The following is a 14,849-nucleotide window of genomic DNA, read 5'->3' as shown; positions in this document are numbered from 1 at the left end:
CCGGCGCAAGCCGTGCGTGCAGCCGATATCCTGAACCGTTTTGAACAAAGCTTCTGGCCGCTTGCCGCCTGTCACGATTACAAGGACTGGAAGATCAACGATTTAGTTCTGATTGATGAAATTCCGTTTCTGCTCGATTTCAGCAGCGAACATCAGATCTGGATGGAACTTCGTTTGGAGTACGTGGAAGATATTCTCCATACGCTTTTTGCGTTTGAACCCCGTCAGCTCCGGATGGTCTGCGCTCCAAAAATCAGGAAGAGGCGAAACGGGACTATGCGCTGGCTGTGCAGATTGCCCGCCTGATGCGCACCCGTCATCAAAGTCTTCAAATCGATCTTGTACTTCTGAATGAGGGAGATTCAACAGCGTTTTTGCCCATTTCATCTTCGAGGTGCGGTCCGGTATACACCGAAACCGAAATGGATGGAGAAGTTCCCGTCTATATCCTGAATCCAGACTGCTCGGATGAAGCTCTCGATCGGGCATCGGACAGGAACAAAACGGAGGAAAGCGGAAGCATCGAAAACGATGCAGAAGCCTTCGTTTCAAAGCCTTCGGTTTTAGCCCGGATGTTTGTGCAGAGATTTGAGAAAACCGGACCGGCAGGAAGCCTGCTGGAAGGTCTCGTTCAAAGCGGCAAAGCGTATCGTTTAAATACTGTAAAGTCCCTCCAAGAAGACAATCTGGATCCGGATCTTTCAGACTGTCCGGAACGCGATTCTCTCCAGCCGGAATGTCTCAATGAAAGACCCTGCATGCAGGATGAGGAAGTCATGAACTGGCTGGGTCTGAAAACCGGTCAGCCGGCGTTTGCGCACTATGAAGGCGACGAAGAGCTGTGGGCGATTTATTCCGAAAATCCAGCGGCGTGGACATCGCTCTGTGAACTGCTTTCCGCACTTTCCGTACACATTTCGCCAATCGTCTTTGATGATCACGCTCTGGCCCCAGCCCATGAGCGAATGCAGGTTTACGCCCTGCCGGAAGCCTGCCGCCCCGCCCTAAAGCGCATTATGGATGCGCTGAAACAGGCGCATCTCATTGAAGAAGAGAGCGGTCTGTATTCCCGCTACGTAGAATCGCTCGAATTTCGCGCAGTATCGCCTTTTGATCTGAAGGAAAGCTTTGCGCGTCTGTTCTGGAATTTCCGTCTGGTCATGGACGAACATACGGTTCAGATCGAAAAAGCTGCAAATAGGGAAGTGAAGGTTGCGCTGGATCCGCTGGATCTGGAAACCAGCCACCTGGAAGAAGAGCTTTCGCGTCTGGAAAGTCAGTATTCGCCTGAGATTGTTTCGTCCTGCCGGGCGTGTCTGGAACGGCTGATTCAGAAACGGCTTCTGATTTCGAGCGGATGGACAAAACCGCTCGAAGCGGGTGCGCCTTTGCGCTTTGTCTCGCACCGTCTGAAGCAGCTGCTGAGCAATCCGGTTGCGATCCTTCGTGCCCGTCTCGTCTCGCATCTGCACATGACTTCAAAGTACGACGATTTTATGGGCGGCATGTCCTTTGAATCGCGGGAAGGCAACCTTTCTTTGGACAGACCGGCCGAATTTGACTGCCTGCTGATCAAAGGTCTTCGTTCGGTTTTTGTACGCGTGATCGATACGGCAAACCAGCCATCGTCTGCCGATCTGAAAACGATCGATCAGCTGATGGCGCGCGGACATGGCCTTTGCCGGATGGTGTATGTACTTTGCTCGCCATATGCCTGCACCAGAAGGGAAGAACCGGTTCAGAGGGATGCTCTGGAGCGTGCCGGCGATCTCGATTATGTGTATTTTCTTTCGGCCGGCGCGATGGACGAGCCCGATACGCTGGAGAACCTTCCGGAAAAAATTGTCGAAGCGTTCAAGTAAAAAACGGATGTATACCCTTATGATTTATCTGCTTTTCTAACAAACCCCGAAATCGGTGTGAAACGGATTTCGGGGTTCCGTTTCTCTGGCTATGTCTTTTCACTAGGGAGCACTGCATGCTTTTACCCCGTAAAATGCAAAGGTCCGCCATTTCGTATAGTAAGTGTCAAACAATCGACGGGTATACGCGAGACTGAATATTAGATACGCTAAACGGGATCCCTTTCGAGATCCCGCTTGGCGTATTTTTATTCTTCATCGTTTTCTTCATACTTCGGATCCGGTCCACGGTATCCAATTCGAAGATATTCAGGTAAATCCTTTGAATACGGCAGAAGTGACTTCAATACATCTACCGCGATTTCATCGTCTTTGAACCATTTGAGTTCATCCAGAACGTACTCCATGTAGCGCTCTGGATTTAAGTCGTTCATTTCAGCCGATCGAAACAAAGTCATAAACGCTGCGACGACTTCCGCACCTTTGATACTCTTCGTAGTCTGGAAGTTTTTGCGATTGATCACGAATGGCTTTACGGCTCTTTCTGCCACATTATTGTCGATCGGATAATCACCGTCTTCCAGGTACCTTCCCAACGAGTTCGCTCGATCCATGAAGTACTTGGCTGCTCTGTAGGCGGTGCTTCTTTCCTCGAATCCACTCTGAATCTCCATCATGACTCTTGTGAGTCTTTCAAAGCAGGGCTTTGAAAGTTCCTGCCGAACTTCGGTTCTCGCCTCGTGCGAGTAAGAAGCAACGTGGGATTCGATGTGGTAGAGCTTCCCGAACAGAGACAGGGCTGTGAGCAGAATCTGGAGACCCGGACTTGGTTCGGGTCTCTCTGTTTCGTCCAGCTGGGCTGCCGCTTCTGCGGCCTCTTCGTCGTTCTCCAGTGTGGTCTTTTCCCACTTCAGGACGTCTGCCTGATACTGCGCGAAGTCTGACCGGACTTTGATGGCTTCGAAGATCTTTCTTCTCGCATGGGCCATACAGTTGAGCTTTCTGCAGGGGACATAGTAGCTGGCATATGCATAAAGCCCGTCTGTCATAAGGGCATGACGAAAAGAACCGCCAAGGAGGGCGATTACGAACTCCTGTTTCTTGTAAGGGAAAAACTTATAGACAGCCATCTGGTTCTCTTCATAGATTCCGCTGACGGCGACAACCATAGAAGACTGTTTTCGATCTTTAACCTCCGTGCACTTTAAAACCGTCTCATCCATATGGACGACGTTACAGTTTGGGAGATCCTCAATCATTTGTTTTACGAGGGGCTTCAGATAAAGATCGTAAGTTTTTTCCAGGATGTTGCCCATGGTCTGACGGCTGATCGGCAGTCCCGTGAGACTCAGGTGCTTTTCCTGACGATAGGCCGGGGTTCCCATTACGAACTTATCGTAGGCAATTCCCGCGACCATAGAGGAAGTTGCGACACTCTTGTCGATCAGTGCAGGCTCGTCAGGTTCGGCGGTGCGGATGATGGCTTTCCCGTTTTCATCCGTACACTTGTTTGGGCACGCGACTGTCTCACGCAGCACTTCTTCCAGCCTATAGCGAGCGGGAATCCGATGAATCCTATAGTGACGTTTCATTCCAACAGTTTTCATCTCACAGCCGCAAACTGGGCAAATGCGCTTTTCCCTTCTACACTGAAGGTAGTGGTTTCTTTGACCGCTTCCTGCTTTCTGCACTTGGTGGAAGGTTTTTCTTGCTTCCTTCAACAGAACTGAGCTTTAAATCTTCAGCTTCTTTACGATAGCGGTCTCCCTCTTCCTGATATTTCGTAGCCCGGTTAAAACAAACATCGGCTTTCAGATCAAGCTGAGCCAGCTGTTTATTCAGAATATTGATATCTGGGCCGCCGTCCTCGTTTTCAGAGTAATCCAGTTTCAAGGGAACCATCTTTTCCGTAGAAGGACCAAAGCGGCCGCTTTTCACGGCTTTATTGATTTCTTTAGCGAAATAGAGATCCAGGTACATATCCTCAATAAATTTGTCTTTCTCTTCTTCCGTCATGGTGCTGATCTGATGATGAAGATCTTCGAGGAGCTCGTTGCGGATTGTCTGGTAAGGGTTCGGCACATCCATGTATTAATTTTAACATATTTAGAGCGATAGATAAAGTAAATTAGATGATTTATCTTGATATTCCTTCAAGAAAATCATCCTTTTAAATTGGTTTAAACATACTTATAAGTTCGTGGCAGAAATGCCGGCTGGGGAACAATCGACAGACCGGAAAGCAGAGAAGCCAGCTGCGAACAGTCAATTCGCATGAAGTCGGACTGGTCAGTGCTGACAGGCCACTGAAGGGAAGATCTGGAGAGTCGCTTATAAACAAGCCAGAATCCATTTCCGTCACGAAGGATACCTTTGATCTTGTTCTTCTGTCGATTAACGAAGAGAAAGAGGGATCCATCCAGCGGATCCAGAGCGAGAGGTCCTTGAACCAGGGAGACGTAACCGTCAATTCCTTTGCGAAGGTCAGCAGGCATCTGAGCCAGATAGATGTTTTTAACTTTGGAGAAATCGATACCGAGATCGATTGCAGGGATGATTGATTCCATGAAAAAGCCTCCTTGAATAAAGGAATTATCCCAAGGAGGCGGTCGAGAAAATACCCGTCTTTTATTTGACGCTTACTTCGTATAACTGAATCAGGACAGGAAAGAAGAAAAGGAAAGCCTGCAGACCCGGACGAGGTGCAGGTCGAACTTCTTCTTTCCTGGTAAAGGAGGCCAGTTATGTATCTGAGTGAAAAGACCTGTCAGGGAACCACCCTGATTCCTATGGAAACCCGGCATCTGTCCAGACGGCGCATCCTGGTGTTTGGAGAAGTGGATGAAGAAAAAGCCAACAGCATCGTCTTGCAGCTGCTGACACTCAATGAGGAAGATCCCAGTCAGCCCATTGATCTGTATATCAATTCACCCGGCGGGGAAGTTGGGGCCGGCCTGCTGATTTATGACGCCATGCAGTCGAGTCCGGCACCCATCCATACCGTCTGCATGCAGAAAGGCTATTCGATGGCTGCCGTTCTGTTTGCGGCAGGCGCGAAGCGTCTGATGTTTGAAGACAGCCAGCTCATGATTCATGAGCCTCTGCTGAATTCTTCGTTTGCGGGAAACCATGAATCGCTGAAGGAAGTCATGAAAAGACTCGCCGACTATTCCGGACGCATTCATGAAATTCTGGCTGCACATACGAAAAAGAGCGTGCAGGAAATTGAGGAAGCGTCCGCCAAAGACCGGTATTTCACCTTGCAGGAAGCCATCGATTTTGGGCTGTGCGATGGAAAGGCACAGCTGGGAGAACTGATTCAGGAGGGATAAGCGTATGAGTGAAAAAATCATTCTCGGCGATCGCGCGATTTATTCGAGCGACTGCGCTCTGACTGGCATCAACAACAACGTGATGGTCTGCGGCTTTTCCGGGAGCGGAAAAACGATGTCCATCTGCGAACCGCGCCTGCTGGAAACGACCGAATCGTCTCTGGTCGTTACCGTCACCAAGCGCCGTCTGGTCAATACGTACCGCCGTCTGTTTGAAGAGCGCGGCTACAAAGTGATTGATCTGAATTTCATCGATCCGGAACGATCGGATGTCCGCTTTGATCCGCTCGATTACATGATGTCCGATGAAGACATCGAGTATTTTGCCACCTCGCTCATCGTGGGCGACGGGCAGAAAAATCCGTATTCGCAAGCCGATCCATACTGGGCACAGGCCGCTGCTTCGCTGTTCAGCGCCGAAATTGCGCATGTGTGCCGCCTTCATCCGGGAGCCGGTCTGGACGAGGTGCTGCAGTTTCACAGCCGCATTCACCTGGACTATTCGCGCGATCTGGTGCAGACGAGCGTGGATAAGGAATTCCGGGAAATTCTGGAAATTGCGCCGGACAGCTTTGAGGCCCGCTGCTGGTCAACGTTTGTCAGTACGCCGATCCGGACAGCCGGATGTATTTTCAGCGATCTGAACTCCAAAATCGACCGCCTGTTTCCTTCATCCATGCGGGAACTGCTTCGCAAGAAGGAGAGGCTGGATATTGCGGAGATGGGCTGGAAGAAAACCGTTCTGTTTGTTTCCACTTCGAGCACAAACAATGGTCTTCAGAATTATTTGAATATCTTTTACGGCCAGGTGTTCCGTACGCTGTTTCACTTCGCGGATACGTGCGGTTCCGGCCGTCTGCCGATTGGCGTACACATGATCTGCGACGACTTTGCGAGCGGCGGCTGCATCGAAAACTTTCCGGAAATGATTTCGGTTTTCCGCGAAAAGAACATTTCCGTTACCCTTCTTCTGCAGTCCGAATCTCAGCTGAACAAAATGTATGGACGGGAGGATGCGACGACGATTATCAACAACTGCAACACATACGTCTATCTTGGCGGCATGGACTTGCAGACGGCAAAAACGTCAGCATTCGCGCAAATCTGCCGCTGGAAGACGTGCTCTCTATGCCGGTCGGAAAAGAAATCATCTTCCGTGTCGGAAGCCGCCCGCTTCGCACGCAGCGCTATCCGGTCCTCGACCACCCGGTTTACCAGAAGGTCCAGAAGGCGTTTGAAGAGGAAGCCCGCCAGCAGAAAAGCTTCTACGAGCGTCTGATCCATTAAACAGACGATTTCTACTGCAGGTGCCTACCCTGTACAAAGAAGTTCAGAACAGAAATACAAATTGAAAAACAGGCTGCTCAAACGGAAAAAATACCGGATGGGCAGCCTGTCTTTGTCTTTTTCAGTGCGCTCGAAGACGGAGTACAGAAAATCGATACAGAGTATCGGTACAGAGAACCAGTGGAAAGCCAGTATAGAGCCAGCAGAGAATTCGAACCAGGATCTCAGAAACATTGCTCGCCGGACCGCTGTCCCTGACTGCGTGTTTCTCAGAGATCTTCAGAGCGATCGAATGAAACGGACCATTTCCTGATTCTGGCGAAGACAGACGAGCCAGTACTGAATGGTCATGTCTTCGACGGGACGGACGACGACGCCTTCATTCGCATGCGGAAGCCAGTTGGAAACAAAGTAGGGAAGGCGCCAATCCCGGCTGCGCTGGTAAAGGTGGCGTTGTTATCGATGGTCAGAAAATGAGTTCTGGGAAGATTCCGTTTGACTACTTCGTTCCAGTAGCCGATTTGCGTATAGATTTGTGGAAATGCTGCACAGCCTGACTGTTCACGACTAAGCCGCCCGAATACCAGCTCGTATTCAAAGCGCGAAACGAATTGCCATACAACACCCAATAGACAACGCAATACAAAATCAGGAAGAGAAATGCACGCCTTGCTCATAAGCGGACCGTTTATATCCGCAATGAGCGATGGCTTCCATCCAAGCGATGGATTCCATCCAGAAGAAGAGAAGACAGGCGAAGCGTTTCTCTTCCTTTTGTCTGGCTTTTAACAGGGAGCGGGAAATGCATCGCGTAAAAGGTCTCATTCGAATATTTTTGCGGAGCTCTTGCCAAACGTTTGAAATGTGTTTAATGTACTGATTGTATATATACAATATCTAAAAGGAGATCACCCATTATGGAACTGGAAATCGTTCTTAGCTTTCGGGGAGACGTCCCTATTTATGAGCAGATCGAAACACAGATGCGAAGCCAGATCCTTTCCGGCAAGCTGAACCCGGGTCAGTCGGTTCCCAGCATGCGGGCTCTGGCAAAAATGTTGAAAGTCAGCGTCATTACCGTTCAGAAAGCCTACGAAGATCTGAAACAGGAAGGCCTGATTGAGTCGGCTGTCGGGCGGGGAACCGTTGTTGCCCAGATCGACAGCCAGGCAGCGCAGGAAGCCAGACAGAAAGAAGTGGAAGCCTGTGCGGAAGCGCTGATTAAAAAAGCGAAAGAAACGCAGATGACTCTGGAAGAGCTGCTGAATCTGGTTTCTTTGCTGTATGAGGAAGACGAAGTATGAAAGACGCACTTAAAGTAACCCGTCTCAATAAAGCCTTTAAGGATTTTTCTTTGAAGGACGTTTCCTTTACCGTCCCGGCCGGCCGGGTTGTCGGCATGGTCGGTGAAAACGGCTCGGGAAAGAGTACAACGATTCGATGCATTCTTGGACAGGACATTCCCCAGTCCGGCGAAATTCTGATGTACGGCGAAAATGCCCTGGACAATGCGCGCCTGCACAACCAAATCGGCTATTCCGGCGACTCCAAAGGTCTGCCGGGCGCATTCACGCCAAAAGAAATCTCGTCCATCATGAAGACGATTTATGAAAACTGGCAGGAAGACTACTTCTTCCGTTTTCTGGATCGTTTTCAGGTACCGCTGGATCGGAAAATTGCCCATCTCTCCCGCGGCATGTACATGAAACTCTCGATTGCGACGGCACTGGCGCATCAGCCGGACCTGCTTCTGCTTGATGAGGCGACCGCCGGACTGGATCCGGTCGTACGCGAAGAAATTCTGGATCTGCTGCAGGAATTCATGGAAGACGAAAACCATGCCATTTTGATGACGAGTCATATTACTTCGGATCTGGAACGGATTGCAGATTCGATTCTCTACATTCAGGACGGAAAAATCCTGTTCGAGCTCGACCGTGAGGAAATCGATCGGTTTGGCATTGCCCAGCTGACCGCGGATCAGGTTCAGTTCGTCGATGAGCAGCTGATCCTGGCTGCAAGAGCGCAAAGTCTGCATACCGAAATGCTGGTCAAAGACCGTACCGAGTTCAGCCGGCGGTATCCGGATTATGCAATTCATCCGGCGACGCTCGATGAAATGATCGTCATGCTGTCCAAAGGGCAGCGGAAAGGAGAAAGCCGATGAAAGGACTTATGAAAAAGGACTTCATGATGCTGAAAACCCAGTGGATTGTAATGCTGGGAATCTTCGCCCTGATCAGTATTTTCATGATCTGGATGGACGCCAGTGAAGGCTTGATTTCCTATATTACAATTTATTTTCTGATGCAGGGCGTAGCGTCGATCATTACCGATCGAATGAGCGGATGGAATCTGTATCAGACCGCACTGCCCATTTCCAGACCGACCGCCATCCGCGAAAAATATATCCTCAGTCTGCTTTGCGGACTGTTTGGGTTCGGACTCAGTCTGGCAATCGTCTATGGTCTTGGCTTTGGAAAAGATCAGGAAGTTGTACTGATCAATATTCTGCTCGGCTGGATTCTGTCGTTTTCCGCCCTCGGCTTTGGCATTCCGCTGATCACCATGCTGCCAAAGAGCGCCTTCATCCTGGGTATTTTTGGATCTCTCCTGCCCGGCGGTGCCTGCGTTGCTCTGTGGAGCATCAAACTGAATGAGGCTTCGGCGAAAGCGATGGCCACAGCCGATGCAGCCCCTTTCAGCATGCAGACCGATTTTCTGTGGACATGCTTTGCCATTATGGTGCTTTGCGTCGTGCTTTCTTACCTGATCGTTCCCAGACTGCTCGCGAAAATGGATCAGAAATAAAAACAGAAAAATCTCAAACAGTGCGCGGATCCCGTGGAAACGGATAGTCCTTTTCCCATCGTGCTCGACTTGAGAATCCAGGCTGCTCGAAGACAGACGGTTCTGTCCTGCATTTGAGCAGCCTTTTTGTCTGCCAGGTTCTGCAGGCAGAAGATCCAGCAGACGCGCGGTTCGCAGGAAAGAAAACTGGAATTTAAGTTCGAAATGGAAGTTAGAATTTCCAGAAAGACGAAACGAAAAAATCGCCCAGGACTGGAATTTACTATTTCAATTTTCTGGAAAATGCGGCGAGAGTATTTTAATTTGACAGATTCCGTAAAGAAGGAGTATCTTAACAAAGCTGTTTGAAAGCAGACAGCCGCTTGAAGAACACAGCTGAATCTCTAGCAATTCCTAGATGTGAAAATGTTTTAAAAATTCACAAATAAGGCTTGCATAGGAGAAAATGCTGTGATATTCTAAGTGAGCGTTAAGGAAATGACTTCCAAAACGCATCAAATCACCTTTAGATATCGAAGAAAACAGCTTAAGTGAAAATCATAAAGAAATTCACAAACAGTTGTTGACAGAGATTTCTGCAGATGATATGATAAACAAGCCTTGTGAGAGGCATCGAGTTTCTCACAAGCAGATGGCTCTTTGAAAACTTTACAGACAGATCAAGAAATTCTGAAATACACAACGTCGATTCTTAAAATCACAAAAAGTACTCGAGCAATCATTTATTCACGAAACATTAAACGCATAAGCGTTTGAGTCAATATCAAATGGAGAGTTTGATCCTGGCTCAGGATGAACGCTGGCGGCATGCCTAATACATGCAAGTCGAACGGATATCTTCGGATATCAGTGGCGAACGGGTGAGTAACACGTAGATAACCTGCCCATACCCGGGGATACGCTTTGGAAACGAAGTCTAAAACCCCATAGGAAAGAAGAAGGCATCTTCTTCTTTTGAAACAGGCGTTTGCCTGGGGACGGATGGATCTGCGGTGCATTAGTTAGTTGGCGAGGTAACAGCTCACCAAGACGATGATGCATAGCCGGCCTGAGAGGGCGATCGGCCACACTGGGACTGAGACACGGCCCAGACTCCTGCGGGAGGCAGCAGTAGGGAATTTTCGTCAATGGGCGCAAGCCTGAACGAGCAATGCCGCGTGAGCGAAGAAGGTCTTCGGATCGTAAAACTCTGTTGCGGGGGAAAAAGGAAGGGAAGAGGAAATGCTTTTCTTTTGATGGTACCCCGCCAGAAAGTCACGGCTAACTACGTGCCAGCAGCCGCGGTAATACGTAGGTGGCAAGCGTTATCCGGAATGATTGGGCGTAAAGGGTGCGCAGGCTGCGCGTCAAGTCTGAAGTGAAAGGTACGGGCTTAACCGGTACAGGCTTTGGAAACTGGCACGCTAGAGGACAGGAGAGGGCGGTGGAACTCCATGTGTAGCGGTAAAATGCGTAGATATATGGAAGAACACCAGTTGCGAAGGCGACCGCCTGGACTGTTGCTGACGCTCAGGCACGAAAGCGTGGGGAGCAAATAGGATTAGATACCCTAGTAGTCCACGCCCTAAACGATGAGGAGCAGGTGTCGGAGGGAGGACCCCGGTGCCGAAGCTAACGCAGTGACTCCTCCGCCTGGGGAGTATGCACGCAAGTGTGAAACTCAAAGGAATTGACGGGGGCCCGCACAAGCGGTGGAGTATGTGGTTTAATTCGAAGCAACGCGAAGAACCTTACCAGGCCTTGACATAGGACGCAAAGACTTAGAGATAAGTTGGAGGTTACCGTCCATACAGGTGGTGCATGGTTGTCGTCAGCTCGTGTCGTGAGATGTTCAGTTAAGTCTGGCAACGAGCGCAACCCTCGTGATATGTTGCTACCATTGAGTTGAGAACTCATATCAGACTGCCGGTGACAAACCGGAGGAAGGCGGGGATGACGTCAAATCATCATGCCCCTTATGGCCTGGGCTACACACGTACTACAATGGCGTCTACAAAGGGAAGCGAACCTGTGAAGGGAAGCGAACCCCATAAAAGACGTCCCAGTTCGGATTGAAGTCTGCAACCCGACTTCATGAAGTTGGAATCGCTAGTAATCGCGGATCAGCATGCCGCGGTGAATACGTTCCCGGGCCTTGTACACACCGCCCGTCAAACCATGGAAGCCGGCAACGCCCGAAGCCGACGGCATAACCCTTAAAGGGAGTGAGTCGTCTAAGGCGGGGCCGACGACTGGGGTTAAGTCGTAACAAGGTATCCCTACGGGAACGTGGGGATGGATCACCTCCTTTCTAAGGAGAAAGTACAAGGAAGTCCATTGGTGAAAGCCGATGGCAAAGAGTAATGAGTGAGGATTTGTCTGTGAGGTTTTGGAAGAGCGATCTTCCAGGACAGAAAGAAGGATAAATAGTTATCTTTCCTTTTGTTCAAAGAATGGATCTTTGAAAAACGAGCATCAGTAAGAAGACATAACAGAAGGTCTAACGAAAAGTTGAAGAGTAATAAAGATTTAACCGAAAGTTGGAAACAGTTAGTGGAACAGTTCTTACGAAATAGAAAAATCTCGAAACAAGCATAACTAGAACCAAAGTTAGAGAACTAGATCAAGCAAGGAAGGGCGTACGGAGGATGCCTTGCCACTCTTGAATGATGAAGGACGCGCCAGGCTGCGAAAAGCCGTGCCGAGCTGTCAGGGAAGCGACGACACACGGATATCCGAATGGGGGAACCCGGCTGGTTTTATAGCCAGTCATCCATGCAAATGGAGAGAAACCCGGTGAACTGAAACATCTAAGTAGCCGGAGGAAAAGAAAACAAAAGTGATTTTCCGAGTAGCGGCGAGCGAAAGGGAAAGAGCCCAAACCATAGCGATATGGGGTTGTAGGACCGCTGGAAATGAAAGACGAGCGAACGGGAACGCGATGGAAAGCGCGGACAGAGAAGGTGAAATCCCTGTACCGGCAAGCGAGTCAAGTAAGGAGCGGAATCCTGAGTACAACGGGACACGTGAAATCCTGTTGGAAGCAGGCGGGACCATCCGCCAAGGCTAAATAAGTAAGAGTGAGCGATAGAGAAGAGTACCGTGAGGGAAAGGTGAAAAGAACCGCGCAAGCGGAGTGAAAGAGAACCTGAAACCGTATGCCTGCAAGAAGTCAGAGCCCGACCAAGGGTGATGGCGTGCCTTTGTAGAATGAACCGGCGAGTTGCTTTTGAATGCAAGGTTAAGCGGGAAAACGCGAAGCCGAAGCGAAAGCGAGTCTTAAGAGGGCGGCAAGTAGTCAGGAGCAGACCCGAAACCGGGTGATCTAGCCATGGGCAGGTTGAAGCAGAGGTGAAACTTTGTGGAGGACCGAACCGACCATCGTTGAAAAGCTGGCGGATGACCTGTGGCTGGCGGAGAAATTCCAATCGAACCCGGAGATAGCTGGTTCTCCCCGAAATAGCTTTAGGGCTAGCGTCAATGTTATGGCTGCGGAGGTAGAGCGCTGAATTCATGATGGCCCCATCCCGGGGTACTGAATGGAATCAAACTTACGAATGCCGCAGCGGGAAGTCGTTGGCAGTCAGAGTGCGGGTGATAAGGTCCGTGCTCAAGAGGGAAACAGCCCAGACCGCCGTTTAAGGCCCCAAAATGACAGCTCAGTGGAAAAGGATGTGGGGACGCACGGACAACTAGGAGGTTGGCTCAGAAGCAGCCATCCTTGAAAGAGTGCGTAACAGCTCACTAGTCGAGTGGCCCTGCGCCGAAAATGTACCGGGGCTAAGCTGTCTGCCGAAAGCGCGGATTAAGTACTAGAGTATTTAGTGGTAGGGGAGCGTTGCATGTTCATTGAAGCATTACCGTAAGGGGATGTGGAGGACATGGAAGTGAGAATGCCGGTGTGAGTAGCGAGATGCAGGTGAGAATCCTGCACACCGAAAGCCCAAGGATTCCGGGGAAGGTTCGTCCGCCCCGGGTCAGTCGGGACCTAATGCGCAGCCGACAGGCGAAGCAGATGGAAAGCAGGCGAAGATTCCTGCACCTGAGATAAAGGCGATGGAGTGACAAAGACGGGAAGTGTGACCCTCTTAATGGATTGAGGGCGAAGCGCGGCAGTACCGGTCCAGGCAAATCCGGACCGAGAGGTACAGAGCGTTAGAGGTAAGCGAAATCCTTGGAAAGTAGCGAAGCACATGGAGCGGCTTTCAAGAAAAGCTTCTAGCGATACTTTATCTTGGCCCGTACCAAAACCGACACAGGTGGGCGGCAAGAGAATTGTAAGGTGAGCGAGAGAACTGTTGCCAAGGAACTCGGCAAAATGGCCCCGTACGTTCGCAAGAAGGGGCGCTCGAGAGAGCCGCAGTGAAAAGGCCCAAGCGACTGTTTAACTAAAACACAGCTCTATGCAAAGCCGTAAGGCGAAGTATATGGGGTGACACCTGCCCGGTGCTGGAAGGTTAAGGGGATCTGTGAGTCCGCAAGGAGGAAGCAGTGGTCCGAAGCCCCAGTGAACGGCGGCCGTAACTATAACGGTCCTAAGGTAGCGAAATTCCTTGTCAGGTAAGTTCTGACCCGCACGAAAGGTGAAACGATTTGGGCGCTGTCTCGGCAGCAGACTCGGTGAAATCTTAGTACCTGTGAAAATGCAGGTTACCCGCAACTAGACGGAAAGACCCCATGGAGCTTTACTGCAGCCTGGTATTGGGTTTTGGATGATCATGTACAGGATAGGCGGGAGGCGAAGAAAAGAGTACGCCAGTATTCTTGGAGCCGACGTTGGGATACCGCCCTGATGATTTGAAGCCCTAACATAGAGAGAAACTCATAGACAGTGCCAGGCGGGCAGTTTGACTGGGGCGGTCGCCTCCCAAAGAGTAACGGAGGCGCCCAAAGGTGCGTTCAGTCTGGATGGAAACCAGATATAGAGTGTAAATGCATAAGCGCGCCTGACTGCGAGGCCAACAAGCCGAGCAGGGACGAAAGTCGGGATTAGTGATCCGGCGGTGCCGAATGGAAGGGCCGTCGCTCAACGGATAAAAGCTACCCTGGGGATAACAGGCTGATCCCGCCCAAGAGTTCACATCGACGGCGGGGTTTGGCACCTCGATGTCGGCTCATCGCATCCTGGAGCTGGATTCGGTTCCAAGGGTTGGGCTGTCCGCCCATTAAAGCGGTACGCGAGCTGGGTTCAGAACGTCGTGAGACAGTTCGGTCCCTATCTGTTGTGGGCGCAGGAGATCTGAGGGAAGCTGTCCTTAGTACGAGAGGACCGGGATGGACCTGCCAATGGTGCACCGGTTGTTACGCCAGTAGCATAGCCGGGCAGCCAAGCAGGGATCGGATAAGCGCTGAAAGCATCTAAGCGCGAAGCCGAGCCCAAGATAAGATCTGCGGTATATAAGACCCCTTGAAGACGACAAGGCGATAGGCTGGAGATGGAAGCGAAGTGATTCGCGGAGTTGGCCAGTACTAATCGGTCGAAAGCTTAATCTAAGATTCGAGAAAGCTATACGCAAGAAGCCACTATGGAAACCAACGATCGCGTTAGATCGTTATGTTAGAAGACTGATGTTTGTTT

Annotated in this window: 11 protein-coding genes and 2 rRNA genes; 9 read left to right on the top strand and 4 right to left on the bottom strand. The window is 50.3% G+C overall.

Features of this window, described 5'->3' with window-relative positions:
• Nucleotides 1-12: 12 nt before the first annotated feature.
• Both KWG61_RS14150 and KWG61_RS14145 read left to right on the top strand, forming a co-directional pair.
• Nucleotides 13-306 carry a hypothetical protein gene (locus KWG61_RS14150; protein WP_242744364.1) on the top strand — a complete coding sequence of 98 codons (294 nt, stop codon included), beginning with the start codon at nt 13-15 and terminating at the stop codon, nt 304-306.
• A 116-nt stretch (nt 307-422) separates the two neighbouring features.
• A complete protein-coding gene (locus KWG61_RS14145) occupies nt 423-1,862 on the top strand; it encodes a hypothetical protein (RefSeq protein WP_242744362.1) in 1,440 nt (479 codons plus the stop codon).
• A gap of 248 nt (nt 1,863-2,110) precedes the next feature.
• On the opposite strand, the gene KWG61_RS14140 is transcribed toward KWG61_RS14145, so the two are convergent.
• The 3 genes from KWG61_RS14140 to tnpB form a co-directional block, all read right to left on the bottom strand.
• Entirely contained in the window at nt 2,111-3,469 is a 1,359-nt protein-coding gene (locus tag KWG61_RS14140) for a transposase (protein ID WP_242744360.1), read from the bottom strand.
• Nucleotides 3,470-3,506: 37 nt separating this feature from the next.
• The gene (locus KWG61_RS14135) at nt 3,507-3,950 is read right to left on the bottom strand and encodes a hypothetical protein (RefSeq protein ID WP_242744358.1); all 444 of its coding nucleotides are present in this window, start codon (nt 3,948-3,950) and stop codon (nt 3,507-3,509) included.
• A gap of 92 nt (nt 3,951-4,042) precedes the next feature.
• Entirely contained in the window at nt 4,043-4,429 is a 387-nt protein-coding gene (tnpB, locus tag KWG61_RS14130) for an IS66 family insertion sequence element accessory protein TnpB (protein ID WP_230268547.1), read from the bottom strand.
• Between the two features lie 177 nt (nt 4,430-4,606).
• Between tnpB and KWG61_RS14125 the strand changes: the two genes are divergently transcribed.
• Both KWG61_RS14125 and KWG61_RS14120 read left to right on the top strand, forming a co-directional pair.
• Nucleotides 4,607-5,194 carry an ATP-dependent Clp protease proteolytic subunit gene (locus KWG61_RS14125; protein WP_230268509.1) on the top strand — a complete coding sequence of 196 codons (588 nt, stop codon included), beginning with the start codon at nt 4,607-4,609 and terminating at the stop codon, nt 5,192-5,194.
• A 4-nt stretch (nt 5,195-5,198) separates the two neighbouring features.
• On the top strand, nt 5,199-6,473 hold the full coding sequence (locus KWG61_RS14120; RefSeq protein ID WP_242744357.1) for a type IV secretory system conjugative DNA transfer family protein: 1,275 nt from the start codon (nt 5,199-5,201) through the stop codon (nt 6,471-6,473).
• Between the two features lie 355 nt (nt 6,474-6,828).
• Here KWG61_RS14120 and KWG61_RS14115 read toward each other — a convergent pair whose 3' ends face one another.
• Nucleotides 6,829-7,158 carry a hypothetical protein gene (locus KWG61_RS14115; protein WP_242744355.1) on the bottom strand — a complete coding sequence of 110 codons (330 nt, stop codon included), beginning with the start codon at nt 7,156-7,158 and terminating at the stop codon, nt 6,829-6,831.
• A gap of 240 nt (nt 7,159-7,398) precedes the next feature.
• On the opposite strand from KWG61_RS14115, the gene KWG61_RS14110 reads away from it, so the two are divergent.
• From KWG61_RS14110 to KWG61_RS14090, 5 genes are all read left to right on the top strand, one after another.
• Nucleotides 7,399-7,785: a GntR family transcriptional regulator gene (locus KWG61_RS14110; protein WP_230268506.1), complete on the top strand. Its 387-nt coding sequence runs from the start codon at nt 7,399-7,401 to the stop codon at nt 7,783-7,785.
• Complete coding sequence (locus KWG61_RS14105) at nt 7,782-8,648, top strand: ABC transporter ATP-binding protein (RefSeq protein ID WP_230268505.1); 867 nt, start codon at nt 7,782-7,784, stop codon at nt 8,646-8,648. The genes KWG61_RS14110 and KWG61_RS14105 overlap by 4 nt, the downstream gene beginning before the upstream one ends.
• The gene (locus KWG61_RS14100; protein WP_230268504.1) at nt 8,645-9,292 is read left to right on the top strand and encodes an ABC-2 transporter permease; all 648 of its coding nucleotides are present in this window, start codon (nt 8,645-8,647) and stop codon (nt 9,290-9,292) included. Before KWG61_RS14105 ends, KWG61_RS14100 begins: the two co-directional genes overlap by 4 nt.
• Nucleotides 9,293-10,056: 764 nt before the next feature.
• Nucleotides 10,057-11,582 (top strand): 16S ribosomal RNA (locus KWG61_RS14095).
• Between the two features lie 310 nt (nt 11,583-11,892).
• Nucleotides 11,893-14,764, top strand: a 23S ribosomal RNA gene (locus KWG61_RS14090).
• Together the 16S and 23S rRNA genes form the textbook arrangement of a ribosomal RNA operon.
• Nucleotides 14,765-14,849 lie beyond the last annotated feature (85 nt).

This window comes from Allobaculum sp. Allo2 (assembly GCF_022701175.1).
GTDB lineage: Bacteria > Bacillota_I > Bacilli_A > Erysipelotrichales > Erysipelotrichaceae > Allobaculum > Allobaculum fili.
The sequence above is the reverse complement of the archived record's forward strand: the minus strand, read 5'-3'. Positions and strand labels throughout refer to the sequence as shown.